Source organism: Cellulosimicrobium sp. BMG9.23, assembly GCF_059159985.1.
In genome coordinates this window covers 111,539-135,877 of record NZ_JBZGBZ010000009.1, presented here as the reverse complement: position 1 = coordinate 135,877, position 24,339 = coordinate 111,539, and the positions used below count along the sequence as shown (strand labels likewise).

Below are 24,339 nucleotides of genomic sequence, written 5' to 3'. Positions count from 1 at the left end.
GGCCGGCGCGTGCGCGCCGGCCCGGCCCCGTCAGATCACAGACCCAGGTCCTGGAAGGCCTGGAGCGTCTTGTCCCACGAGGACGCGGCGTCGTCGGTCTTCTCGACGTCGACGCGCTTGATGCCGTCCTGCACCGTCGTGTGGATCGCGAAGTAGTTCGCACCCTTGAACGGGGCGCCGTCGATCGCGAGCGCACGGTTCACGAAGACCTCACCGACCGGAGCGGCGTTGAAGAACTCGTTCGTGAAGGACTGGACCGCCTCGGACTCCTGCGCCTCGACCTGCGACGGGAACGTGCCCGCGTTCTCGAAGGCCGTGGTCTGCTGCGCCGGGTCGGTCAGCCACGCGGCGAGCTCCTTGGCCGCCTCGGCGTTCGGGCCCGTGGCCGGGACCGTGAGGAACGAGCCGCCCCAGTTGAGGCCGCCGCCGGGGAAGACGTCGGCGACGTTCCAGCCGGTGACGCCGCCCGAGCGCTCCTCGACCGGGCCGGTCATCCACGCGGGGCAGATCATCGTGGCGAAGCCGTTGTTCTGGAACGCGGCGTCCCAGTCGGCGGACCACTGCTCGAGACCGGCGGACAGGCCGTTCGTCGTGGACTGCTCGAGGACGATGTCGTAGATGTCCTTGATCTCGGCGTTGTCCGCGAGGTCCTTCGGCGTGCCGTCGGACTCCTCGTAGGCGTTGTCGATCTGGTTGACCATGCCCTGGGAGATCGACATCGCCGAGTCGTACCAGGCGGCGTCGCTCGCTGCGACGAACTGCTCGCCGGCCGCGAAGTAGTCGTCCCACGTCGCGTCCTCGCCACCGAGCAGCTCGGCGACGGCGGCCGGGTCGCTCTCGAGACCGGCGGCCTCGAAGAGGTCCTGGCGGTAGCAGATCGCGCTCGGGCCGATGTCGGTGCCGTAGCCGATGAGCTTGCCGTCGGTCGTGGTCGCCTGCTGGACCTTCCAGTCCACCCAGCGGCCCTCGAGCGCGTCGTCGCTCAGGTCCTCGAAGAGGTCGGGGTACTGCATGAGCTCGGGGAGCCAGTCGACCTCGATCGCCTCGATGTCGGCGAGACCCTCGCCACCGGCGGCGAGCTTCGTCGTGAGGTTGGTGCGCGCGTCCTCCGACTTGGCGGCCTTCGTCTGCTTGACCGTGACGTTGGGGTGCTCCTCCGTGTACGCCGCGAGCAGCTCGTCGGTGTAGCCGAAGTCGTTGAACGTCGCGACGGTGAGGGTGATCTCCTCGTCGCTCGATCCGGTCGTCTCGTCGTCCTCGGAACCCGAGCCGCTCGCGCACGCGGTGAGGGTGAGGGTGATGGCCGCGAGGCCCGCAGCGGCGGAGATCGCCTTGCGGGACCGGCGGGTCGTACGGGTGCTGCTCAGCACGGTGACTCCCTTGTCGGTGGGACGGGATGGCAGCGCTCCCACCTCAGAGTGGTAGCGCTTCCATGAACGTGGGTCGATGGTGCTCGGACCGGGTGGGGCGTGTCAAGCGCCACCCGGCGAGGGGATCGCGGTGGTCGCGCTCCCATCACCGCATCCTTGCAGGCCAGCGTCGTGGTGATGGCACGCGGGCCGGCGATCTGGCCAAAATTGTTACCGGTTCGAGACCGCTCGTCAGGCCGTCATCGGGCGAGCCACTCGCGGCCTGCACGCTCCTCGGCGGCGAGCGCGCCGCGCACCGCCTCCGCCGCGGCCTCCTCGATCGCACCGCCGAAGAGCGGGACCGAGGCCTTGATCTCCCCCGCGTACGTCTGCACGGTGCACGTCGGGTCCTGGGGATCCGCCGTGAGCCGGACGGTACCGGTCAGCCGGACGGGCGCACCGGTGATCTCGAGCGACACCGTGCCGACGCGTGCGCCGTCGCGCTCCGACTCCCACGCCTCGGCCTGACGGATCTCCAGCCGGCCCCCGACGAAGGTGCGCACGTGCGCCGGGATCTGGTCCGTCGGGAGCTCGCGGCGCACCGCGACGGTGAACCCTGCCGCGGCGCTCCCCGTGACGTCGACCTGCTCGACCGCCCCGCCCGGCCCGCCCGACCGCTCGGCGCGCCACCGGACGAACGGCTCGTCGGCGAGCATCGCGCCGACCACGTGGACGGGAGCGGGATAGCGCAGCTCGACGCTCAGGTGCACGGGACCTCCTCGGGGTGCGCCCGGGGCACGGGCGCTCATCGGGACTCTAACGGGCCGCGCGCAACTACGCTGGGGTCCGTGTCTGCCATGAGTGACCTCATCTCCCGCCACGCCGACCTCAGCGCCGGTGACAACGAGTGGCTCCATCTGCTCGTGGGGGACTGGCAGGTGATCTCCGACCTCGCCTTCGCCGACCTGGTGCTCTGGCTCCCCACGCAGGACGGCAACTTCGTCGCCGTGTCCCAGTGCCGCCCCTCGACCGGTGCGACCGTCCACTACGACGACATCGTCGGCTCGCTCGCCCCCGACGGGCAGCGCCCCCAGCTCGAGCGCGCCCTCACGGAGGCGCGCTCGCAGCGCTCGCGCGAGCCCCGCTGGTTCGGGGCGTACGCCGTGCGCGAGGAGGCCATCCCGGTCGTCCACGAGGGCCGGGCGATCGCCGTCGTCGCGCGCCAGACCAACCTCGGCAGCGGGCGCACCCCGAGCCGGCTCGAGCTCAACTACGTCGAGGCGGCCGACGACCTCATCGCGATGATCTCGCGCGGCGAGTTCCCGTTCCCCAACGCCGCCACGGGGCCGCGACGCGGCGCACCGCGCGTCGGCGACGGGCTGATCCGCCTCAACTCCGAGGGTGAGGTGCTCTACGCGAGCCCCAACGCCCTGAGCTGCTTCCACCGCCTCGGCGTCATCGGTCCGCTCGTCGGACGGTCGCTCGTCGAGGTGACGACGGACCTCATCGAGCAGAAGACGCTCGTCGACGAGTCGCTGCCCCTCGTCGTCATGGGCCGCGCGCCGTGGCGCACCGACCTCGAGGCGCACCGCGTCGCGCTGTCGCTGCGGGCGCTCCCGCTCACCGAGTCGGGCCAGCGCATCGGCGCGGTGCTCCTGTGCCGTGACGTGTCGGAGCTGCGTCGCCGTGAGCGCGAGCTCATCACGAAGGACGCGACGATCCGCGAGATCCACCACCGTGTGAAGAACAACCTCCAGACCGTCGCGGCGCTCCTGCGTCTCCAGGCCCGGCGCATGGACGTGCCGGAGGCGCGCGCCGCGCTCGAGGAGGCGATGCGTCGTGTCGCGACGATCGCCCTGGTCCACGAGGGCCTCTCGCAGACCCTGGACGAGGAGGTCGAGTTCGACGACATGGTCGGCCGGGCGCTGCGCCTCGCCGCCGACGTCGCGTCCGCCGACACGAGCGTGCGCACCGTGCGCACGGGCAGCTTCGGGCTCGTCCCCGCCGAGGACGCGACCCCGCTCGCGCTCGTCCTCACGGAGCTGGTCACCAACGCGGTGGAGCACGGCCTGGCGAAGCGGGAGACGGGGACGGTCGAGGTGGCGGTCGAGCGCGAGGGGTCCGCGGTGCGCATCGTCGTCGCCGACGACGGGGAGGGCATGCCGGACGGCGGCGTCGCCTACGCGGGCAGGGTGGCGAAGAGCGGCCTCGGTTCGCAGATCGTCCAGACCCTCGTGACGAACGAGCTCGGCGGGTCGATCGAGTGGGGCTCGCGCCCGGGCGGCGGGACGCAGGTCATCCTGCAGCTCGTCCTGCGCGACGGCGCGGGGTCGCGGCACGGCTGAGGGCGCACTCGGGCCCTCGCGTCGGGGGCCTGCGGTGCTCGCGCGAGCCCGATCGTCACGAAGGGCCGCCACCCGGTGGGGTGGCGGCCCTTCGTGGAGGTGCTGCGGGGCGCGGCGAGGGTGCGTCAGCCGGCGCGGCGGGCGCGGGCGGTGCGGCGCTTGAGCGCGCGACGCTCGTCCTCGGACAGGCCGCCCCAGACGCCGGCGTCCTGACCCGACTCGATCGCCCACTTGAGGCACGTGTCGACGACGTCGCAGCGACGGCACACGGCCTTCGCCTCCTCGATCTGCAGCAGGGCCGGGCCCGTGTTGCCGATCGGGAAGAACAGCTCGGGGTCTTCGTCCAGGCAGGCTGCGCGGTGGCGCCAGTCCATGGTGGTCTCCTTGGTACGGGGGGAACCTGGACGCAGGTGATGACGCTGCGCGGTGGGCGCCGCAAGGCCAGGTTCCGAGCGGGGGGTAATTGATGCTTGAACCAGGTTCACACCTCGTGAAGAGGAGCACAAGGGGTTACGAGGAAGTTTCCTCCGGATGAATCGTGAGGTGTGCGTCACACGGAAGTGAAGGTGCAGGTCGCGGCGTACGCTGGGTGATCGTGCCCCCTCGACCCGCCCCGCAAGCCCGTCCGGAGACCGGCCCCGGGGAGCGCCCGGCAGCCCTCGTCGCCCTCGTCGTCGGCGTCCTCGTCGAGGCCCTCGCTCTCGCCGCGGGCGGGGCGGTCGTGCTCGTCGAGCTCCTCGCCGGTGGCTCGCGGTCGGTCGGCGTGAGCCTGTTCCTCGTGGTGTTCGCCCTCGGTGTCGCGACCCTCCTCGTCCTGTGCGTCCGGGGCCTGCTGCAGGGCCGCCGCTGGGCGCGCTCCCCGGTCGCGACCTGGCAGATCCTCCAGGTCGTCGTCGCGATCAGCTCGTTCCAGTCGGGGGCGACGGCGTGGGTCGCGGCGGCCCTGGTGCTCGCCGTGGTCGTCTTCCTGCTGCTCATGCTCCGGCCGGTCGTCGAGGCGACGACGCGCGACGCCCGCCCGGCCGCCTGAGCCCGGCGGGCCGCGCCGTCGTCACGCTCCGTCCGGGAGCGCGACCTGCACCGGTGCGAGCCGCGCACCCTCGACGAGCACGCCGCGCCCCGGTCGCGGGCGGCCCGGGTCGGTGAGCCACGACAGGTCGTGACCGAAGACCTCGCCGCTCCCGCGCTCCGCGGGTGCGAGCACGATCCCCGAGCGCCGTGCGCGCAGCTCGGCGAGCGGGCCGCGCATCGCCATGACGGCCGACCCGGTGGCCGCGGACGCCACGAGGCGCACGTCGTCGCGGCACAGCGCCGCGACGCGGTCCGCCTCGAGCACGCACAGCTGGGCGAGCTGGTCGAGGTCGTCGACGACCAGGACGGGAGCCCCGGCATCTCCTGACGTCCGGCCCGACGCGGCGACCGCATCGAGGACGCGCCCGACCTCGGCCGGCGAGAAGCGTCCCGCGACCGCGACGCCCGGCCCCGCCAGGTCCTGCAGCGACGTGTCGCGCGCGAGCACCCCGCGCAGCACGCCCGTGGCCTGCGCGTGCCGGGCGAGCAGCGCGAGCGTGGTCGTGCGCCCGCTGCCGGGCGGACCGACGACCAGCGCGCCGCGGCACGTGTCGAGCGCGAGGACGGCCGCGTCGTCGCCACCGATCCCGACGGTCACCTCGCCGGGCAGCCCTCGGTCGCCGGGACGGGCGTCGACGTGCAGAGCGCTGTCACGGACCGCGGCCGGAAGTGCGGCGAGGCGCAGGGGCGCCGGACCCGACCCGCCCGCTCCCGGGGTGGTCCCGTCCGGGAGGACGACCTGGCAGACGAGGGGTTCCCCCGGCCCGACCCACACCGCCCGGCCAGGAGGTCCGCCCCTCCCCGCCAGAGGGGCGGGCACGCCGAGGGACACGTCGTCGTGACGGTCGCGCGACGACAGGACCGCGCGGACCCCGACGTGCGCGGCCAGACCGGCGACGGTCGGTCCGGAGCCGGCGACCGCGAAGGCCGCACCGGAGTCCGTGAGCGCCTCGGCGAGCAGGTCGGCCCCCGCGCCGCCCGCGAGCGCCGAGAGCGTCGTGCGGACCGCCTCGACGTCGTCGACGAGGACGAGCGTCGGCGTCGTGCCGGACGCCCCGGCCGGCCGGACCTGTCCGTCGTCGTGCCCGGCGAGGAGCCGGAGGAGGCGCGCGACGCGCCGCGCGTCGGAGCGGTCGACGACGGTCCCGGCCGCGGGGTGCGCCGCGATCGCCCCGAGCCGCGCACCGATCGCGTGGACGTGCCAGCCCCGCGCGAGGGCGGTGTGCGCGAGGGCGACCAGGGTCGTGGTGCGTCCGGAGCGCGCGCGTCCGAGGACGGCGAGATGACCGTCGCGCGGGTCCCACCGGACGACGACGCGGCGCTGGTGGTCGGGGTCGTCGCCGAGGGCGAGGGGCAGCGTGGCGCGCGCGTCCGCCCCGCGCCGGTCCCGCAGGGCGTCGAGGTCCCGCGCGCGGACGTGTTCCGGCAGCGCGGGCAGCCAGGGCGGGCTGGGCGTCGTGATCCCCGCACCGGCGGCGACGGTCCGGGCCGCGTCGACGAGCTGTGCGAGCGTGTCCGGCGACGGGGTGGCCTCGGCCCCGTCGCGCGCGCGGGAGTCGTCGCCCGGGAGCGTCGTCGCGCCCCAGCCCGGAGCGGCGCGGACCCCGTCCGTCGGCGCCGGGACCGGTGCCCCGGCCCGGGCGCACTGCAGCGCGACGGGCGGGGCGGCGCCGCGACGCAGCACGAGCCGGCCCGGGGTCCCGGCGGGGATCAGCGCCGCGTGCGGCGACTCGACGACGTCGCGCGAGTCCGCGACGTCGACGACGCGCAGCGCGAGCCGCAGCGTGATGTTGGCGCGCACGTCGGCGCTCACCGCGCCCGCGGGGCGCTGCGTCGCGAGCACGAGGTGGACGCCGAGCGAGCGGCCCTGGGCGGCGAGGCGCAGGAGACCCGGGAGGAAGTCGGGCAGCTCGTCGGCGAGCGCGCGGAACTCGTCGATGACGACGACCAGCCGGGGGAGGGTGCCCGCGGCGAGGTCGTCGATGCTCGCGGCGCGCGCCGCGGCGAGGACGTGCTCCCGGCGGCGGAGCTCGGCGCGCAGCCCCGCGAGCGCGCGCCCGGCGAGACCGGCGTCGAGGTCGGTCACCTGACCGACGACGTGCGGCAGCCTGCCGCACTCGCCGAAGCTCGCGCCGCCCTTGAAGTCGACGAGCGCGAACGTCAGCTCGGCCGGCGATCGTCCGAGCGCGAGGCCCGCGACCAGGGACTGGAGGAGCTCGGACTTGCCCGCCCCCGTCGTGCCTGCCACGAGCACGTGCGGACCGTCGGTGACGAGGTCGACGACCACCGGCGTCCCGCCCGGCCCGACGCCGAGCGGGACGGGCAGGCCCCGGCCGTCGCGCGTCGCGGCGTGGCGCCAGCGGTCGGCGACCCACGCGACGGTCGCCGCGCCGTCCGGACCCGGCGCCGCCGGCGCACCGAGGAGAGCTCCGAGGGAGACGTCGTCGGGGAGGGTCGACGCGGCGGGGTCGCAGCCGTCGAGCGCCGTCGCGGCCCCGGGTGGGCGGAGCCGGTCGAGGTGCTCGGCCGCCGCGAGGTGGCGGGCGAGCTCCTGGGCCCACGGGACGTCCACGCCGACGTACGGGGCCACGGTGCCGACACCGTCCGCGGCGGTGAGCACGGCGGCGTCGTCCCCGACCGCCAGGACGGTGCGGCACCACGCGGGCACCGCCCGCACGTCGTGCACGACGAGGACCAGGCGGGACCCTGCCGGGCCGAGCCGTTCCCACGCGGCGGCCAGCTCGCCGGGGGCGAGGTCGCCGTCGACGACGAGCAGGCTCGCCGCAGCGGGCGCGGCGTCGTCGAGGCTCCGCACGAGCATGCTCCGCGGCAGCCACCGGCACCAGGACCAGTCGGACGCCGCACCGACGGCGTGCCGGACCGTCAGCGCGGTCCCGGAGGTGAGCAGCTCGGCGAGCACGGCGCGCGCTGCCCCGAGGGCCGCGGCCCGCGGGCCGACCACCGCGATGCAGCCGTCCGGGAGCCGGACGCCGAGCCCGTCGTCCGGGGCGGCCGCCGGGGCCGATCCGGTGAGTGCGCCCGGAGGCGGGTCGACCGGTCGGCCCGCAGGTGTGCCGGCACCGACGACGGCACGGTCGGGAGCGCACTGCACGGCGTTGTCGGGGGCGAGGTGGGCGACCGCCGCCCAGGTGAGCACGTCGGCAGGGCGGGGCTGCAGGGGGTCGGGGGGTCGAGGACCCGCCGCCGCTCCGCCCGCGGCCGCAGTTCGCGCGCCACCCGACCCACGGCCCGGCGCGCCACCGGGACCCGACCCCGGTCCGCCGGTCGCGGCGCGCCCGGCCGTGCGACGGCGTCGGGCGTCCAGGAGCGCCGGCAGCAGCAGGGCGAGCGGACCGACGAGGGCGAGCAGCGCGTAAAGCGGCTGGCGGAACGTCACCGCGAGGGCGACGGACGCCACGGCCGGGGTGAGCGCCGTCGTGAGGTGCGTGGCCCACCGCCGCGGTGCCTCGGGGGCGCCGGACGCCGCGGTGCCCACGTCCGGCGAGAGCACCCGGGGCGCGTGCGCGAGGCGCGGGCGAGGGCGCAGCGCATAGGTCGCCGACCCGTGCACGACGACGTGCCCCTCGCGCCAGCGCGTCGCGCGTCGGGGGGACAGCCGCCGGCCCCGGCGTCGCGACGGTCCGGTGACGACGGCGGCGGCCCGGTCCGGGTCGGCGGCCCGCACCCGGAACGCGCCCCGCGGGCCCCGGACCCGCACCGCGGGTCCCCGCCGGCCCCGGGTCGACCACACCTCGAGCACGTCGACCGCGACGACGCCGTCCCGCGTCCGCGCCCCGGCCCGCGGGCCCGTCCCGGCCGGGACGGTGACCGGCACCAGCCGGCCGGCACGAGGCCCGCTCAGCACGGCGACGTGCCACGGCGCGGCGAGGACGTCGACGGCTCGCGGGCGCGCTGCGCCCTGGCGCGCGTCGTCCGTCGCGAGCGTGGCGCCCGGCAGCAGGGGTCGGGTGCCGCACCTCTGGTCGTCGTCGACGCGGACGCCGTCGACGCGCAGCGGTGCGGTGAGGAGCTCCGGCCGGCACGTCAGGTCGGCGAGGGCCTGCCGCGCGTCGCCGAGGCGGACGCCGACGTCGAGCAGCACGTCCGTGCCCGGCCGCAGCGTCACGCGCACCGCGGCGCCCGCCGCCCGGGGAGCCGGGAGAGCGGTCCGGGCAGGAGCGGGCTGCGGGAGGGCGGGAGCGGTCGGGGCGGACACGTGCCGATCCTGCCGCGTCGGACGCCTCCCGTGCCGGGACGACGGACGCCCCTGTGGACAACCGTCCGCTGGGGCGTCCGCCGGACCTCCCGTCCCGGTCACGGACCGGGACGTCCGTCGCGCGTCAGTCCACCGCGAGCGCCGCGACCGGCGACGTGCGGGCCGCCGTCCGGCCGGGGACCACGGACGCCACGAGACCCGCGACGAGCGCCACGACGAGGACGAGCGCGATGTCCCGCCACGGCACCGTGAGCGAAACGTCGCCCATGATGCTCAGCGCGGTCGCCGACCCCGCCCAGCCGTAGAGCACGCCGAGCACGATCCCGAGCAGCGCGCCGACGCCCGCGATGAGCATGCCCTCGAGCGCCAGCATCCAGCGCAGCTGCGAGCGGCTGAGCCCGATGGCGCGCAGCGTCGCGGACTCGCGGCGCCGTTCGATGACGGACAGCGAGAGCGTGTTCGCCACGCCGATGAGCGCGATGACGACCGCCACGGCGAGCAGCCCGACGATCACCGCGAGGATCGTGTCGATGACCTGCTGCATCGTGGCGCGCTCGACGGCGACACCGATCACCTCCACGGGAGCGTCCGTGCCGACGATCGCGTCCTGGATCGCGGGCACCACCTGCATCGCGTCGTCCGGCGAGTCCAGGCCGACCCACAGCCGCGAGACCACGGCCGACGGGTCGACGGCCAGGGCGTCGGCCGTGGTCACGAGCCACCGGTCGCCGACCGCGCCGAGGTGGACCGTGAGCTCGACCGTCTCGCCGTCCGGACCGGTGAGCGTGAGCTCGTCGCCGTCGGTGACGCCGTACGACTCGGCGTCCAGCTCCGGGACCATGACCGTGCCGTCGCCGAACCCCTCGAGCGCCTCCGGCGACCGGACGACGTCGAGCGCCTGCGCGGGCTCCACCCCGTGCACCGAGGCGTACCCGCCGTCGGGCAGCGTGACCTCGGTCCCGGTGAGCTCCACGACGCGCGCGACGCCGTCGACCTCGGACACCGCCCGCACGACCGTGTCGGGCACGGGCTCGCCCGTCGACCCGTAGCTGTCGGCCGCGACCATCACGTCCACGGGGTACTGGTCGTCGAGGGCGGAGTCGAGGCTCGAGCGGGCGCTCGCGGCCCCCGTGGACATCATCGCGACGAGCGTGACGCCGATGAGCAGCGCGGTGCTGGTCGCCGTGGTGCGCCGCGGGTTGCGCAGCGTGTTCGCGGCGGCGAGGCGCGCCGTCGACCCGGTGCCCGCGAGCAGCCGCCCGACGAGCGCGACGACCTTCGGGAGCCAGAACACGGCGCCGACGAGCACGCCGACGAACGACAGCGCGCCGCCCACGACACCGACGAGGATCCCCGCCTCGGGGCTCTCGGCGCCCAGCACGATCCCGCCCGCGAGGAGCGCCGCGCCGCCGAGCGTGAGCAGGGCCGCGAGCACGAGGCGCACCCGTCCGCCGCCGCGCACGGTCGGCGCGTCGGCCGGCCGCAGCGCCTCGAGCGGCGCGACGCGGGTCGCCGCGCGGGCCGGGGCCAGCGACGCGACGAGCGTGACGAGCGTGCCCACGAGGAGCGGCACGAGCACGACCACCGGGGTCACGGCGATGGTCGCGGGGATGGGCACGCCGAGGTCGGCACCCCGTGCGACGAGCAGCGCGACCTGCGTGAGCAGGGCGCCGAGCAGGACGCCGCCCACGGACGACGCGACGCCGAGGATCGTCGCCTCCGAGAGCACCGAGCGCGCGAGCTGCGCCTTGTTCGCGCCGACGGCGCGCAGCAGCGCGAGCGTGCGTGTGCGCTGCGCGACGAGGACCTGGAACGTGTTCGCGATGACGAGGGCGGCGACGATCAGCGCGACCGCGGCGAAGCCGAGGATGACGAACGTGAACACGTCGCGGTCGCCCGTCATGGTGCGCGCGGTGTCCTGCGCGTGCTCGTCCGGCGTGACGGCCTGCGCCCCGTCGGGTCCCTGCGCGACGAGGGCGGAACGGGTCGCCTCGAGGTCCGCGCCGGGCGCGAGCCCGACCATCGCGGCGGAGTACGTGCCGCCGGGGTCGTCCGGGGTCCGCTGCGCCTCCTCCCACGCGGACAGGTCGTCGGCCGACACGACCGCCGCGCCACCCATCTGCGCGTAGGCGCCGTACGGGTCGTCCGTCGTGCCGACGACCGTCAGCTCGTCGCGGACCTCCGAGAACTCGTTGCCCTCGGTCGCGGTGTCGTCCCACACGTTGCGCAGGCTCGTGACGGTGTCGCCCACCCCGACGTCGAGGCGTTCCGCCACGCTCTCCGGCAGCGCGAGCTGTCCGGCCGCGCTCGGGAGCGAGCCCTCGACGACCTCCAGCGCCTGGAAGCGCGGGTCCGACGGCGTCGGGACACCCATCTGGAAGACGCGCTTCGACCCGTGCGAGAGGTCGAGGTAGGTGAGCTGGACGGGGTCGACCGCGTCGACGCCCTCGACGTCGGCGATCGCGTCGACGTCGCTGGCGGAGAGGTCGGACGGTGCGGACACGACGAGGTCGGCGTCCGCGAACTGCGCCGCGATCGAGTCGTTCGTGGTCCGGGTGATGACGTCGCCCGCGATGAGCGTCGCCGTGACGAACGCCGTCCCGATGACGATCGCGACGCCGGCCGCGGTGAGGCGGCCCAGGCTGCGGCGCATCTGCGCCAGGGTCAGGCGGAGCATCAGGCGCGCACCGTCCCTGCGGCCGCACCGGCTGCCGTGACGTCGCCGCGCTCGTCCGGTCCGGAGACCTCGAGCGTGCGCAGCGCGTCGAGGCCGGCGAGCACCGACTCGGGCGTCGGGTCGGCGATGTCGCCCGCGATGCGGCCGTCGGCGATGAGCACGACCCGGTCCGCGTAGGCGGCGGCCGCCGGGTCGTGCGTGACCATGATGATCGTGCGGCCGAGCTCGCGGACGCTGCGGCGCAGGAAGCTCAGCACCTCCGCGCCGGAGCGGGAGTCGAGGTTGCCCGTCGGCTCGTCGGCGAACACGACCTCGGGCGCGGCGATGAGCGCGCGGGCGATCGCGACGCGCTGCTGCTGGCCGCCCGAGAGCTCGCTCGGCCGGTGCGTGAGACGCGCCTGGAGGCCGAGGGTCTGCACGAGCGTGTCGAACCAGGCGCGGTCCACCGTGCCGCCCGCGAGCTCGACCGGGAGCGTGATGTTCTGCTCCGCCGTGAACATCGGCAGGAGGTTGAACGACTGGAACACGAACCCGACGCGGTCGCGGCGCAGCTGCGTGAGCGCGTTGTCGTTGAGGCGCGTCACGTCGGTGTCACCGATGAACGCGTGCCCGTCCGTCGCGGTGTCGAGCCCCGCGAGCAGGTGCATGAGCGTCGACTTGCCGGAACCGGAGGGTCCCATGATCGCGGTGAAGTGTCCGCGCTCGAAGTCGACGTCGACGCCGTCGAGCGCACGCACGACGGCCTCGCCCGTGCCGTAGGTCTTGCGCAGCGCGCGGGCGCGCACCGCGGGGCCGGCCGCCCTCGCTCCGGGGCCGCCCTCGGGTGCGGGCTCGGCGGGTCGGTACACGGTCGTGTCCACGTCGTCTCCTGGTGTCAGTCTCGGTGCGGGTGTCTCGAGGAAGGTGCGCCCGGGCGTCACCCGGGACCGTCCTCGACGCTACGGACCGGCCCGCCGACGGCGCGTCCGGCGTCGGTCGGGACCTGGGGAGCGGGCTGTCATCCCGTGGTCGTACGCGACGCCCCGCGGTTGTCAGCGCTCAGGGGGTACGCAGACCCGTGGGCGGCTGACAGGTTCGCGGGCCAGCCCGCTGTCAGCGCCGAGCAGGTCTCTGGGCCTGCGAAGTGCTGACAGGCCCGGTGCCCGACGGCGCCCGCTCGACGGCGCTCGCGTCGCCGTGGGGTGACCGGCAGGTGGGCGGGATCTCGCGGACCGGCGCCGTCCACAGGAGAGGTCGGCGACCTTCCTCTCCACAGGGCCGCCAGCGGGGCGCGAGCGGGAACGTCGAGCACGGGCACGATCGCGCCCATGAGCGGACGAGCGAGCTTTCTCGACGACGTCACCGGGTTGCGCGGGATCGCCGCCCGGCAGCACGGGGTGGTGGCGCGGGCGCAGCTGACGCTTCTCGGCGTGACGTGCGACGAGATCGCCCACCAGGAGCGTGCCCGCAGGTGGCGACGCGTCAGCCGCGACGTGCTCGTGCTGCACCGAGGCCCTCTCGTCCCTGAGGCCCGGCTGTGGGCCGCCGTGCTCGGTGCGCCACCGCACGCGGCGATCGGTGCGTGGACCGCCCTGGCGCTGCGCGGCCTGACGGGATGGGACCGGGCACCTGTCCATCTCGTGATCGCGCGGGGTCAGCGGGCGGACCGCGCGCCGTGGCTCGTCGTGCACGAGTCGCGGCGGCCGGCGACAGCCGACGTCGGCGACCTCGACGGTCTGCCCGTCCACGTCGTCGAGCGGGCGGCGGTCGACGCCGCGGCGTGGCAGCCGTCGTGGCGGACCGCCGCGGGACTGATGGCGGCCGTCGTGCAGCAGCGCCTCGCGACGCCCGGCGCGTTGCTCGAGAAGCTCGACGAGGTGGGCGCGGTGCGGCACCGACGGACGATGCGGCACGCGCTGGGCGACGTCGCGGGCGGGGCGGACTCGCTCGCCGAGATCGACTTCGCACGGCTGTGCCGTCGGGCAGGGCTGCCCGAGCCGGTCCGCCAGTCGCGCAGGCGCGACGCGAGCGGCCGGTGGCGGTTCCTCGACGTCGAGTGGAGGCTGCCCGGTGGGCGGCGGCTCGTCGTGGAGATCGACGGCGTCGGGCACCTCGACCGCCGACGCTGGTACGACGACCTGTTGCGCGACGCCGAGCTCGGCGGCGACGCGCGCACGGTCCGTCTGCGCCTCCCGGCGATGGCCGCGCGACGCGAGCCCGAGCGCGTGCTCGCGATCGTCCGGCACCACCTCGCACGGCTCGCGCTCGCGGCGTAGCGAGCTCGTGAGGTCGTCAGCAGCCCACCGACGCGGGGACCGGTGGAGTGCTGACCACCGGATCGCGCCGGGACCTGTCAGCACCGGGCCGGTCGCGGGGCCCTCGGATCGCTGACAGGCGCGGGCGGCGTCAGGCCCCGGGGCGGACGAGCCCGGTCTCGTACGCCGTCACGACCGCCTGGACCCGGTCGCGCGCGCCGAGCTTGGCGAGGATCCGGCCGACGTGGGTCTTGACCGTGGCCTCGGCGACGAAGAGTTCGGCCGCGATCTCCGTGTTCGACCGGCCGCGCGCCATGAGCAGGAGCACCTCACGTTCGCGCTCCGTCAGGCCGGCCACGGCCGCGTGCGCGGGGGAGTCCGCTGCCTGCTCGGCGGGCAGCGCCGTGACGAGGTGCTCGAGGAGACGCCGCGTCGAGGAGGGCGCGATCACGGCGTCCCCCCGGTGCACGGTGCGGATCGCCGCGAGCATCTCCTCCGGCGGGGCGTCCTTGAGCAGGAAGCCGCTCGCACCGGTCCGGATCGCCTCGAGGACGTACTCGTCGAGGTCGAACGTCGTCAGGACGATGACGCGGGGGACGTGCGCGCCCTCGGCCGCCGTCGCGGTGAGCCGGGCAGTGGTCTGCAGGCCGTCGAGGTGCGGCATGCGCACGTCCATGAGCACGACGTCGACCGGATGGTCGGCGAGCAGCCGCAGCGCCTGCAGCCCGTCGCCCGCCTCGACCGTGACCTCGAGGTCGGGCTGGGAGTCGATGACCATGCGGAACCCGGCGCGCACGAGCTGCTGGTCGTCGACGAGGGCGACGCGCACGGGCGCGCCCGCGGGCTCGTCGGACGGGAGGAGGGCGGCGTCGGTCATGGTGTCCTGTCGGTCGTGGGGGTGGGCCGTGTGCTCGCCGGACCGGTCGCGGTCGGCATGGCCGGTGTGGTCGGCCCGGTGGGCGTGGTCGGCGCAGGAGGAGGGAGCCGCGGCCCGGGGAACGGCGTCGTGCCCGACGGCGCGGAGCCGGGGGCCGAGCGGGGTACGGGGGGCACGGGGAGGGTCAGGTGGACGCGGAAGCCGCCGCCGGGCCGCGGGCCGACCGTCACGCTCCCGCCGAAGAGCGCGGCGCGCTCGCGCATGCCGAGCAGGCCGTAGCCGCCCGCACGCCCGGGTGAGGCGCTCAGGGTCTCGGCGGCCGCACCACGGCCGTCGTCCTCGACCCGGAGATCGAGCGTCGTCGCGTCCCAGCGCACGACGACCGTGACGGTCGGGTCGGGCCCGGCGTGCTTGAGGACGTTCGTCAGTGCCTCCTGGCACACGCGGTAGACCGTCAGACCGGCGCCCGGGGGTAGTGGTCGCGCCTGGCCGACGCGGACGAGGGACACGCGCAGGCCGCTGTCGCGCACCTGCGCGACGAGGGTCTCGAGGTCGGCGGTGTCCGGCTGCGGCGTCGTCTCGAGGGTCGGGACGGCCGCGGGCGGCGTCCCGCCGGACGGAGTCGCGTCCAGGGTCGGGAGCGCGCCCGGCCCGGCGACGGGGGCGCCGGCCGGGCGCGGCGCCTCGGTCCGCAGCACGCCGAGCAGTCGGCGCATGTCGGCGAGCGCGGCCCGACCCGTCTCGGAGACGGTCGTCAGCGCGCGCTGGGCGGCAGCCGGGTCGGAGGCCGCGGCGTACCGGCCGCCGTCGGCCTGGGCGATGATCACGGACAGGGAGTGCGCCACGATGTCGTGCATCTCGCGCGCGATGCGCGCCCGCTCCGCGGAGGTGGCGATCCGTGCCTGCTGGTCGCGCTCGACCTCGAGCCGCTCCGCCCGGTCGACGAGCGCGGCGATGGTCTCGCGTCGCGAGCGGCGCACGAGTCCGAACGCCCACACGACGAGGAACGTCATGCCGCCGAAGGCGGACGTGAAGAAGACCATGGTCGCGAGATCCACGAGGCTGCCCGAGCGCAGCCCGAGAGCCAGACCGAGGGCGACCGCGCCCACGAGCGCCGAGGCGATCGCCGTGCGGTGGGCCCAGCGCGGCCCGTAGACCGTCACGGAGTACAGGGCGACGAGCACGGCGAAGTCCGCGGGGAGCAGGAGGAGGTAGCCGGCGAGCAGGTGCAGCAGCGCCACGGCGAACACCGCGACGGCCGACGCGACCGGGCGCACGCGTCGCCAGGGCAGCGGCGCGAGGAGCAGGGTGGCCCAGACGGCACCCCATCCACCGCTGAGGGACGCCCCGACGGCCCCGGCGTTCGGCGCGAAGGCGGCGGAGGACGGGATGAAGACGACCGCGACGAGCAGCGTGAGGGTGAGGTCGACCCCGAAGCGGTGCTCCTCGTTCCACTGCCCGAGCCGTGCGTACCATCCCATGCGACCAGCCTAGGCAGGGGGCGTCGGTGTGACGTCCGACCACGGTCGGACAGGAGCCGCGTCACGAGGGGACCGAAGTCGTACTGATGCCCTAGCATGAGCGAATGACCCACGTACTGCTAGCGGAGGACGACCCGGCGATTGCCGAACCTTTGGCGCGTGCGCTCACACGTGAGGGTTACAACGTCGTCGTCCAAGGAACTGGTCAAGGAGCGATCGACTCCGCGAGCGGCGCGGACATCGTGGTGCTCGACCTCGGCCTGCCGGACATGGACGGGCTCGACGTCGCACGCGAGATCCGGCACAAGGGTCTCAGCACTCCCGTCCTGGTGCTCACCGCGCGGGCCGACGAGGTGGACCTCGTCGTCGGCCTCGACGCCGGCGCGGACGACTACGTGACGAAGCCGTTCCGGCTCGCCGAGCTGCTCGCGCGCGTGCGGGCGCTGCTGCGCCGCAGCCACGGCGAGACGGGCGACGAGGAGGAGCTCGGCGCGCAGGACGTGCGGGTCGACGTCTCTGCGCACCGGGCGTTCCAGGGCGAGCGCGAGCTGCACCTGACGACGAAGGAGTTCGAGCTGCTGCGGGTGCTCGTCGCGAACGCCGGCTCGGTCGTCGTGCGCGACGCGCTCATGCGCGACGTGTGGGGTTCCGAGCCCGTCGGCTCGACCAAGACGCTCGACATGCACGTGTCCTGGCTGCGGCGCAAGCTCGGCGACGACGCCAACTCGCCCCGCTACATCTCGACGGTCCGCGGGCTCGGTTTCCGCTTCGAGACCGGCGAGAGCTGACCCGCACCGGATCGAGGAGGGCAAGGAGCAGCGTGCGGCGCCGGATGCTGCAGGCCACGGTGGCGGCGGTCGCCGTCGCCGTCATCCTGCTCGGCTTCCCTCTCGCGTTCTTCGGCGCGCAGTTCGTCCTGCAGGGCGAGGCCGACGACGTGCAGGCACGGGCCGACCGCCTCGCCACCCGGGTCGACCGGCGCGTCGGCGCGGGCGAGGAGATCCCCGACGTCACGATCGAGGAGGCCGTGCAGGGTGTCGGCAACGACATCCCGGCGTCCGTCTACGTCCAGCTTCCCGACGGGACCCTCCTGCGCGCCGGCGAGGAGGTGACGGGTCGTGCGATCCGCACGGCCACGACGTCGGAGTCCGGTGCGCTGGTCGTCGTCGAGATCTCCTACTGGGAGGCCTACTGGCGTGCCGCCCAGATCGTGATCCTGGTCGTCGCCGCGGCCGTCGTGGCGTTCGCCGCAGGGATCGTCATGGCCGTCTGGCAGGCGAACCGGCTCTCCGCGCCGCTCGTCTACCTCGCGGCCTCCGCGGAGCAGCTCGGCTCGGGACAGGTGCGCCCGCGGCTCGAACCCTCCGGGGTCGAGGAGATCGACCTCGTCGCGGCGGAGCTCGCCCGCAGCTCCGACCGGCTCGCCGGGCGCCTCGCGGCCGAACGGCAGTTCGCCGCCGACGCCTCGCACCAGCTCCGGACGCCGCTGACCGCGCTGAGCATGCGCCTCGAGGAGATCTCTCTCGCGTCCGACGACCCCGCCGTGCAGGAAGAGGCGAGGATCTCGCTCGAGCAGGTCGAGCGGCTCGTCGGCGTCGTCGACGACCTGCTGCAGTCGTCGCGCCAGGCCCAGGGCGGCACGACCGAGGCCGTCAACCTCCTCGAGGTCGTCCACCAGCAGGAGGAGGAGTGGGTCCCGACGTTCGAGAAGGCGGGACGCCGGCTCGTCGTCGACGTGCCCCCCGACTACCAGGTGCTCGCGACACCCGGGGCGCTCGCGCAGGTACTCGCGACCCTCATCGAGAACTCGCTCAAGCACGGCGGCGGCACGACGACGGTGCGGGCCCGCCCGTCCGGCACGAGCGGGGCGGTGGTGACCGAGGTGTCCGACGAGGGCGCGGGCGTCCCCGACGACCTCGCGCCGCGGATCTTCGAGCGCGAGGTCACGTCCGGGGCCGGCACCGGGCTCGGGCTCGCGCTCGCGCGCGACCTCGCGGCGTCGGACGGCGGGCGGCTCGAGCTCGCCCAGCGCCGCCCGCCAGTCTTCGCGCTGTTCCTCGCCGGCGTGCCGCGCCGGCTCGACCCGCGCATCGTGCTGCCGACGGGTACCGCCGTGCCGTCACGGCGTCGCCGGCGCCGGCGCTGAGGCCGGTCAGCCGACCCGGGCGGGCTCTGCGTCCTCGACGGGCTCGGCCGAGCCGGTGAAGACGAGGTGCCGGTAGGCCAGGTAGCGGAACGCCGTGCCGAGGGCCAGGCCGACGACGTTCGCGGACACGTTCTTCGCCAGCGGCGACGTGAGGCCCAGGACGTACGTGGAGAACGCGAGGCACCCCACGGCGATCAGCATCCCGCCCACGTTCACGACGACGAACGCCGTGAGCTCCCGGCCCCGTGTCTCCGTGCGACGCGCGGAGAAGGTCCAGTAACGGTTGCCCAGCCAGGAGACCAGCGTCGCGACGGCGACGGAGACGACCTTCGCCGTCAAGGGCTTGTGGCCGAGCACCTCGCCCGGCCCGAAGCTCAGCAGGTTGAACAGCCCGAGGTCCACGACGTACGCGAGCGCGCCGACGGAGCCGAACTTCGCGAGCTCGCGCACGCGGTCGGCGATCCGCTGACGCGGGGCGCGGGAACCGGGGGCCATGGACCGAGGCTACCGGGCGCGCCTGGGTGCGTGCGGTGCCTTCGGGATGGTGCGAGGGAGCCGACGGGGTGCGGGTGGGTGCCGGCGGGCGCAGGCACTAGGGTGGGTGCACGTGGCAGCACCAGTGATCGCCGTGGTCGGCGGCGGACAGCTCGCACGGATGATGGCCCCGGCGGCGGGGGAGCTCGGCGTGCACCTGCGGGTGCTCGTGGAGGCGCCCGACACGTCGGCGGCCCAGGTCGTGACCGACACCCCCGTGGGCGTGGCGTCGGACGAGGCGGCGATCCGCTCGCTCATCGCGCCCGCCGAGGGCGAGCCCGCGGCCGTGCTCACGTTCGAGCACGAGCACGTGCCGAACGCCCTGCTCACCGATCTCCTGGAGCACGGCACCCCCGTGCGTCCCGGGCCGGACGCGCTGGTGCACGCGCAGGACAAGATCGTCATGCGGCGCCGTCTCACCGAGCTCGGGGCCCCGTGCCCGCGCTGGGCCGCGCTGCCCACCGAGCCCGACGCCGCGCGGACCGCCCTCGCTACGTTCCTCGACGAGGTCGGGGGCGAGGCCGTGGTCAAGACGTCCCGCGGCGGGTACGACGGCAAGGGTGTACGGGTCGTGTCGACCGCCGGTGGGGGCGCCGAGCAGGTCGCCGAGTGGATCGACGCCGCCGCGGCAGGCGGGCCCGCGCTCCTCGTCGAGGAGAAGGTCCCGTTCGCGCGCGAGCTCGCCGTGCTCGTCGCCCGGCGCCCGTCCGGCGGCCTTGACGGCCGCGGCGAGGTCCGCACGTGGCCCGTCGTCGAGTCGATCCAGCGCGACGGCGTGTGCGCCGAGGTGATCTCCCCGGCGCCGGGCCTGTCGGCCGAGGACGCCGAGAGGGCGCGGGACGCCGCCGTGCGCATCGCCGAGGGGCTCGGCGTGACCGGCGTGCTCGCCGTCGAGATGTTCGAGGTGCCGGCCGGGGCCGGTGGGGCCGACGGTGCAGGCGACGCCGCGCCGTCGCGCATCCTCGTCAACGAGCTCGCGATGCGCCCCCACAACTCGGGCCACTGGACGATCGACGGCGCCGTGACGAGCCAGTTCGAGCAGCACCTGCGTGCCGTCCTCGACCTGCCGCTCGGTGACACCGCCCCGACCGCCCGGTGGACCGTCATGGCGAACGTCCTCGGCTCTGCGCTCGACGAGCTCACCGACGCGCTGCCCACCGTGCTGGGCACGTTCCCGGACGCGAAGGTGAACCTCTACGGCAAGGGCGTGCGGCCCGGCCGCAAGCTCGGGCACGTCAACGTGAGCGGCGACGACCTGGACGACGTGCGCCGTCGTGCCCTCGCCGCCGCCGCGATCCTGCGCGGCGAGGACCCCGCGTCGCAGACCGCGAACCCTTCGGACGAGGAGCACCGACCGTGAGCGAGAACCCGATCGTCGGCATCGTCATGGGGTCCGACTCCGACTGGCCCGTGATGCAGGCCGCCGCCGAGGCCCTGGCGGAGTTCGACGTGCCGGTCGAGGTCGACGTCGTCTCGGCACACCGCATGCCGGTCGAGATGATCGAGTACGGGCGCACCGCGTCCGAGCGCGGGCTGCGCGCGATCGTCGCCGGCGCCGGGGGAGCGGCCCACCTCCCGGGCATGCTCGCCGCCGTCACACCGTTGCCGGTGATCGGGGTCCCCGTGCCGCTCAAGCACCTCGACGGCATGGACTCGTTGCTGTCCATCGTGCAGATGCCCGCGGGCGTGCCCGTCGCCACCGTGTCGATCGGCGGGGCCCGCAACGCCGGCCTGCTCGCCGCGCGCATCCTCGCGTCGGGGACCGACGACGCCGCGGCGCGCCTGCGCGAGCGGATGGTCGCGTTCCAGGAGGACCTGGCCGACCAGGCGCGGGCCAAGGGTGCGCGGCTGCGCGAGTCGCGGGCACGATAGCCGGTCGTCCCGGACTCCACGGCGACCGACGGCAAGATCGAGCCGTCCGCCGACACAAGAGGGTATGAGCGTGCAGCAGGCCCTCCAGCTCTCCGCCACCCGAGCGCGCGCGCTCGCTGCCGTGGGTCTGGTCGTCGCCGTGGTCGTCGGCTGCGGGGGACCGGACGGTGCCGCGGGCGATGCGACCGAACCTCTCCCGTCGGTGTCGCAGGGCGGGACGTCGGCGCTCGAGGTCACGGTGGTCGACCGTGAGGATCCCCGCTACGAGGAGACCGTGGACCGGGCCGTGGCCACCACGACGGTGGACGACCCCCGTCCTGTCGTGCTGCGGTCCGACAGGGAGGGCGAGCTCCTCGTCGTCACGCGGGGCAGCTCGTCCTGTCCCGTCACCCCTCGTGGGGCCCGATGGGTCGGGGACACCTTCGTCGTCGAGGTGGCGTCGTTCACCGCCGAGGACGCCGAGCGCGACGGCCTCACGGACAGGGTCTGCACGGACGACCTGGCCCCGGCGGTCTTCCGGGTCTCGGTCGACGACCTGCCCGACGACGAGGTGCACGTCGTGGTGGAGCACGTCGATCTCGTCGCGTCGTACGAGCTGCCCGGCCGGGCCACGCCCCGCCCGGAGGGCTAGACGGAGCACGAGCCGTCGGCGTCGGGGAGCGTGCTCCCGGCTACTGAGGGAGCCCGCCGACCTGTCCGGGCGGGAGCGTGCCGTCGCGGACGTCCTCCCAGAACTGGGGGGCGAGCTCCGGGTCGAGCTGAACCGTGGAGCCGACGTTCCCGGGACGGTAGTCGGGGTTGCCGATGGGCGGGGTGCCCGTGACGCCGTCGGGTCCGTTCGCGGCGCGGAACGCGAGGGCCATCTTGCCCAGGTCGACGATGCCCGTGCTCTCGTCGACCGTGAGCGCCCCGATCCCGGCGTCGAGGAGCGAGACCTGGTCGGCCGGTCGGAAGAGGATGCTGGGGTTCGCCGCCTGCGAGGAGACCGCACCGATCACCTGCCGCTGGCGTTCCGCGCGACCGATGTCACCCTTCGGGTCGGAGTAGCGCATGCGCGAGAAGGCGATCGCCGTCGTCCCGTCGGCGACGTGGCAGCCCGCTGTCCAGACGAGGCCGCTGTTCGGGTCGTTGACGTCGTAGTCGAGGCACAGCTCCACGCCGCCCACGGCGTCCACGACACCCTGGACACCGCCGAACCCGATCTCCACGTAGTGGTCCACGGTGAGGCCGGTCAGCTGCTCGACGGTGCGCACCAGGAGCGGTGCCCCGCCCCAGGAGTACGCCGAGTTCAGCTTGCCGGCCCCGTTGTCCGGGATCTCGGCGTACGTGTCGCGCGGCAGGCTGATGAGAGCGGCCGGACCGCTCGACGGCGCGTGCAGGAGGAGGATCGTGTCCGTCCGGGCGCCCTCGGTGCCGTCCTCCCCGACGACCTCGCCGCGCGCGTCCGAGCCGGCGAGCAGGTAGGTGTTCCCGGGCGTCCCGGCCGCACCGGAGAGCGCCTCGACGTGCTCGATCTTGCCGTTCGCCCACACGAGCAGACCGATCGGCCAGGCGAGCAGTCCGACGAGCACGACGCAGGCCACGAGCGTGACGACCCGTCCCTTGCGGACGCGGAGGGTGCCGCGCCCGCGCGGCGCTCCGGCGGGCGACGTCGGACCAGGTCGGCCCGTGGGCGGGCGACCCGGCGGGGCAGGTGCCGTGCCCGGGCGCCGCGCGGGCACGGCACCGGCAGCACGGCTGGAGGCGTGCGGGGCGGACGAGACGCGGGACGCCGGCGCCTGTCGCTGAGGTGCACGAGCGGGGGCGACCGACGGCGGCGCGGCTGCCGGTCCTGCCGCCCCGCTCACCGGTCGCGCGGGCCGTGCGGACGGTGGGGTCCCGGCACGCGCCGGCGTGACGGGGATCTCCCGGGACGACTGGCGGCGGATGCGCGGCTCGGACCGCACGGCGTCGTCGGCGGCCGGTCGCCGACGGGGTGCAGGACGCTGGCCGCTGTTGCCGATCGTGATGGCGTCGTCGACCGAGGACGGACGTGGAGACCTACCGCCCTGCGGCGTGAAGCTCGGTGGTCGTCGCCCCGGATCAGTTCCGTCGTGCGTCATCGGCGCTCACCCACAGACCGACGTGACGTCCTGCGCGGAGAACGCTTCCTCGCCGGCGTCCTTCGTCTCGACGGGTGCCGGTGCCTCCTGGCCAGATCCCTCGGGGCCCGCAGGGTCCGTCGCCTCCTCGGGCGTGGCGCCGGTGGGGTCGGACGCGTCCGGGGCGTCGGCGGCCTGGCCGCCGCTGTCCTGCTCGGTCGCGCCCGCCGGCACGTCGTTCTTCAGGTTCTCCCACAGCCGGTCCGCGTCGGACGTCCACACCACGTTGTTGGGGTTGGTCGGGTCGGTGCCGTTCGGGACCGTCATGAAGGTGATGCTGCCAAGGTCGATGCCCTGGGCGCTGTAGGCCAGTCCGGCGAGTCCCGTCACGGACGAGAAGTTGTCGCTCATGGTGAGGGACCTGGTCACCGCGTCGAGGAACTGCACCAGGGCACCGGCGTCGGTCAGGAGGTTCTTGCTGAGCACGGTGCGCACGAGGGCCGCCATGAGCTCCTGCTGACGTCCGATCCGGCCGAGGTCCGAGCCGTCGCCGAGACCGTCCCCGGTGCGTGCGCGGGCGTAGCTCAGCGCGGTCCCGCCATCGAGCGTCTGCACCCCGGCGGGAAGCGTGAGGTTGTTGGCCTTCGGCGAGTGCACCGCCTCGGGGATGCACAGCTCGACACCACCGAGCGCATCGATCATCGCCTGGAACCCGGCGAAGTCGATGACGACGAAGCCGTCCATCCGGACGTCCGTGAGGCTCTCGATCGTGCGCATCGTGCAGAGCGCGCCGGACGCGACGTCACCGCCGAGGTCCGCGCCGGCCGCGAACGCGGAGTTGAACTTGGTGCCCGAGACCGGGTCCGTCGTCGTCCCGGCGGTCGTCGGGCACGAGGGCAGGTCGACGGTGGAGTCACGGGGGATCGACACGAGCTCCACGCGGGACCTGTCGGCGGAGATGTGCAGGATCATCGTCGTGTCCGAGCGCATGCCCTCGGTGTCGTCGGCCACGAGGCCCCCGTTGGCTCCCGACCGGTCGTCGCTGCCCATGAGGACGATGTTCAGCGGGGTCCCCGCGTTCGGGTCCTCGGGATCCGGGGTGCTCGCCTCCGGGCGGTCGTCGCCCAGCAGGCTGTCGGCGTCGACGTCGTCGATGTTGCCCGTGAACCGCGAGAGCGCGGTCGCGCCGCCGACGCCCGCGAACGCGACGCACGCCGTCACGCACAGCGCCAGCACGCGCAGGACGGACCTCGACGGGAGGCGTCGCGCGTGCGCCGGACCGGTTGCGGTCCGGGGTCGGTGCGGTGCGGACGACCCGCCATGCCGAGAGCTCACGACCGACGAGCATAGGCGGTGGAGGTCACCGTTCTGCGTCGCCGGAGGACCCGGTGGGTAGAGGAATCGTGGAGAACGACGACACCGACAGCTCCGGCGGGCCCGCCCTCGGCGGACCCGC

The 24,339-nt window shown here is 74.9% G+C and carries 19 protein-coding genes; 8 read left to right on the top strand and 11 right to left on the bottom strand.

Going from position 1 to position 24,339, the window contains the following annotated elements; translation table 11 throughout:
* Window positions 1-35 precede the first annotated feature (35 nt).
* Together AC4H2G_RS16825 and AC4H2G_RS16820 are read right to left on the bottom strand one after the other, a co-directional pair.
* Window positions 36-1,370, bottom strand: coding sequence for an ABC transporter substrate-binding protein (locus tag AC4H2G_RS16825; RefSeq protein WP_494366878.1), 1,335 nt, complete (start codon window positions 1,368-1,370; stop codon window positions 36-38).
* A gap of 239 nt (window positions 1,371-1,609) precedes the next feature.
* Window positions 1,610-2,119: a DUF2505 domain-containing protein gene (locus AC4H2G_RS16820; protein ID WP_494366877.1), complete on the bottom strand. Its 510-nt coding sequence runs from the start codon at window positions 2,117-2,119 to the stop codon at window positions 1,610-1,612.
* An 87-nt stretch (window positions 2,120-2,206) separates the two neighbouring features.
* Here AC4H2G_RS16820 and AC4H2G_RS16815 point away from each other — a divergent pair, with 87 nt between their 5' ends.
* Complete coding sequence (locus tag AC4H2G_RS16815) at window positions 2,207-3,694, top strand: sensor histidine kinase (protein WP_494367039.1); 1,488 nt, start codon at window positions 2,207-2,209, stop codon at window positions 3,692-3,694.
* A gap of 125 nt (window positions 3,695-3,819) precedes the next feature.
* Here the strand turns inward: AC4H2G_RS16815 and AC4H2G_RS16810 are convergent, their stop codons facing one another.
* The gene (locus AC4H2G_RS16810) at window positions 3,820-4,068 is read right to left on the bottom strand and encodes a WhiB family transcriptional regulator (RefSeq protein ID WP_021481972.1); all 249 of its coding nucleotides are present in this window, start codon (window positions 4,066-4,068) and stop codon (window positions 3,820-3,822) included.
* 221 nt (window positions 4,069-4,289) lie between these two features.
* Between AC4H2G_RS16810 and AC4H2G_RS16805 the strand changes: the two genes are divergently transcribed.
* A complete protein-coding gene (locus AC4H2G_RS16805) occupies window positions 4,290-4,724 on the top strand; it encodes a hypothetical protein (RefSeq protein WP_494366876.1) in 435 nt (144 codons plus the stop codon).
* Between the two features lie 21 nt (window positions 4,725-4,745).
* Here the strand turns inward: AC4H2G_RS16805 and AC4H2G_RS16800 are convergent, their stop codons facing one another.
* The 3 genes from AC4H2G_RS16800 to AC4H2G_RS16790 all read right to left on the bottom strand — a co-directional run bounded on the left by AC4H2G_RS16800 (window position 4,746) and on the right by AC4H2G_RS16790 (window position 12,518).
* Window positions 4,746-8,981 (bottom strand): FtsK/SpoIIIE domain-containing protein, encoded by a 4,236-nt coding sequence (locus AC4H2G_RS16800; RefSeq protein WP_494366875.1) that lies wholly within the window; start codon window positions 8,979-8,981, stop codon window positions 4,746-4,748.
* A 124-nt stretch (window positions 8,982-9,105) separates the two neighbouring features.
* Window positions 9,106-11,658 (bottom strand): ABC transporter permease, encoded by a 2,553-nt coding sequence (locus tag AC4H2G_RS16795; RefSeq protein ID WP_494366874.1) that lies wholly within the window; start codon window positions 11,656-11,658, stop codon window positions 9,106-9,108.
* Window positions 11,658-12,518 (bottom strand): ABC transporter ATP-binding protein, encoded by an 861-nt coding sequence (locus AC4H2G_RS16790; protein WP_494366873.1) that lies wholly within the window; start codon window positions 12,516-12,518, stop codon window positions 11,658-11,660. The genes AC4H2G_RS16795 and AC4H2G_RS16790 overlap by 1 nt, the downstream gene beginning before the upstream one ends.
* A 447-nt stretch (window positions 12,519-12,965) precedes the next feature.
* On the opposite strand from AC4H2G_RS16790, the gene AC4H2G_RS16785 reads away from it, so the two are divergent.
* Entirely contained in the window at window positions 12,966-13,913 is a 948-nt protein-coding gene (locus AC4H2G_RS16785) for a PDDEXK family nuclease (protein WP_494366872.1), read from the top strand.
* A gap of 130 nt (window positions 13,914-14,043) precedes the next feature.
* Here AC4H2G_RS16785 and AC4H2G_RS16780 read toward each other — a convergent pair whose 3' ends face one another.
* Entirely contained in the window at window positions 14,044-14,769 is a 726-nt protein-coding gene (locus tag AC4H2G_RS16780; RefSeq protein WP_494366871.1) for a response regulator, read from the bottom strand.
* Window positions 14,766-16,250: a sensor histidine kinase gene (locus AC4H2G_RS16775; protein WP_494366870.1), complete on the bottom strand. Its 1,485-nt coding sequence runs from the start codon at window positions 16,248-16,250 to the stop codon at window positions 14,766-14,768. Before AC4H2G_RS16775 ends, AC4H2G_RS16780 begins: the two co-directional genes overlap by 4 nt.
* Window positions 16,251-16,354: 104 nt before the next feature.
* Here AC4H2G_RS16775 and AC4H2G_RS16770 point away from each other — a divergent pair, with 104 nt between their 5' ends.
* Together AC4H2G_RS16770 and AC4H2G_RS16765 are read left to right on the top strand one after the other, a co-directional pair.
* Entirely contained in the window at window positions 16,355-17,038 is a 684-nt protein-coding gene (locus AC4H2G_RS16770) for a response regulator transcription factor (protein WP_251150375.1), read from the top strand.
* Between the two features lie 32 nt (window positions 17,039-17,070).
* A complete protein-coding gene (locus AC4H2G_RS16765; protein ID WP_494366869.1) occupies window positions 17,071-18,396 on the top strand; it encodes a sensor histidine kinase in 1,326 nt (441 codons plus the stop codon).
* A 6-nt stretch (window positions 18,397-18,402) separates the two neighbouring features.
* Here the strand turns inward: AC4H2G_RS16765 and AC4H2G_RS16760 are convergent, their stop codons facing one another.
* Window positions 18,403-18,891: a GtrA family protein gene (locus AC4H2G_RS16760; RefSeq protein WP_494366868.1), complete on the bottom strand. Its 489-nt coding sequence runs from the start codon at window positions 18,889-18,891 to the stop codon at window positions 18,403-18,405.
* Between the two features lie 112 nt (window positions 18,892-19,003).
* Here AC4H2G_RS16760 and AC4H2G_RS16755 point away from each other — a divergent pair, with 112 nt between their 5' ends.
* The 3 genes from AC4H2G_RS16755 to AC4H2G_RS16745 all read left to right on the top strand — a co-directional run bounded on the left by AC4H2G_RS16755 (window position 19,004) and on the right by AC4H2G_RS16745 (window position 21,433).
* Window positions 19,004-20,290: a 5-(carboxyamino)imidazole ribonucleotide synthase gene (locus AC4H2G_RS16755; protein ID WP_494366867.1), complete on the top strand. Its 1,287-nt coding sequence runs from the start codon at window positions 19,004-19,006 to the stop codon at window positions 20,288-20,290.
* Window positions 20,291-20,316: 26 nt separating this feature from the next.
* Entirely contained in the window at window positions 20,317-20,802 is a 486-nt protein-coding gene (purE, locus tag AC4H2G_RS16750; RefSeq protein ID WP_494367038.1) for a 5-(carboxyamino)imidazole ribonucleotide mutase, read from the top strand.
* 64 nt (window positions 20,803-20,866) lie between these two features.
* Window positions 20,867-21,433, top strand: coding sequence for a hypothetical protein (locus AC4H2G_RS16745; protein ID WP_494366866.1), 567 nt, complete (start codon window positions 20,867-20,869; stop codon window positions 21,431-21,433).
* Window positions 21,434-21,473: 40 nt separating this feature from the next.
* Here AC4H2G_RS16745 and AC4H2G_RS16740 read toward each other — a convergent pair whose 3' ends face one another.
* Window positions 21,474-22,385, bottom strand: coding sequence for an LCP family protein (locus AC4H2G_RS16740; RefSeq protein ID WP_494366865.1), 912 nt, complete (start codon window positions 22,383-22,385; stop codon window positions 21,474-21,476).
* A 525-nt stretch (window positions 22,386-22,910) separates the two neighbouring features.
* A complete protein-coding gene (locus AC4H2G_RS16735) occupies window positions 22,911-24,218 on the bottom strand; it encodes an LCP family protein (protein WP_494366864.1) in 1,308 nt (435 codons plus the stop codon).
* Between the last annotated feature and the right edge of the window lie 121 nt (window positions 24,219-24,339).

What these genes read in the sequence shown, in the direction of transcription:
- AC4H2G_RS16815 (WP_494367039.1), top strand. Translation starts at nt 2,207, where the DNA reads ATGAGTGACCTCATCTCCCGCCACGCCGACCTCAGCGCCGGTGACAAC.
- AC4H2G_RS16810 (WP_021481972.1), bottom strand. Translation starts at nt 4,068, where the DNA reads ATGGACTGGCGCCACCGCGCAGCCTGCCTGGACGAAGACCCCGAGCTG.
- AC4H2G_RS16795 (WP_494366874.1), bottom strand. Translation starts at nt 11,658, where the DNA reads ATGCTCCGCCTGACCCTGGCGCAGATGCGCCGCAGCCTGGGCCGCCTC.
- AC4H2G_RS16785 (WP_494366872.1), top strand. Translation starts at nt 12,966, where the DNA reads ATGAGCGGACGAGCGAGCTTTCTCGACGACGTCACCGGGTTGCGCGGG.
- AC4H2G_RS16780 (WP_494366871.1), bottom strand. Translation starts at nt 14,769, where the DNA reads ATGACCGACGCCGCCCTCCTCCCGTCCGACGAGCCCGCGGGCGCGCCC.
- AC4H2G_RS16775 (WP_494366870.1), bottom strand. Translation starts at nt 16,250, where the DNA reads ATGGGATGGTACGCACGGCTCGGGCAGTGGAACGAGGAGCACCGCTTC.
- AC4H2G_RS16770 (WP_251150375.1), top strand. Translation starts at nt 16,355, where the DNA reads ATGACCCACGTACTGCTAGCGGAGGACGACCCGGCGATTGCCGAACCT.
- AC4H2G_RS16760 (WP_494366868.1), bottom strand. Translation starts at nt 18,891, where the DNA reads ATGGCCCCCGGTTCCCGCGCCCCGCGTCAGCGGATCGCCGACCGCGTG.
- purE (WP_494367038.1), top strand. Translation starts at nt 20,317, where the DNA reads ATGGGGTCCGACTCCGACTGGCCCGTGATGCAGGCCGCCGCCGAGGCC.
- AC4H2G_RS16745 (WP_494366866.1), top strand. Translation starts at nt 20,867, where the DNA reads ATGAGCGTGCAGCAGGCCCTCCAGCTCTCCGCCACCCGAGCGCGCGCG.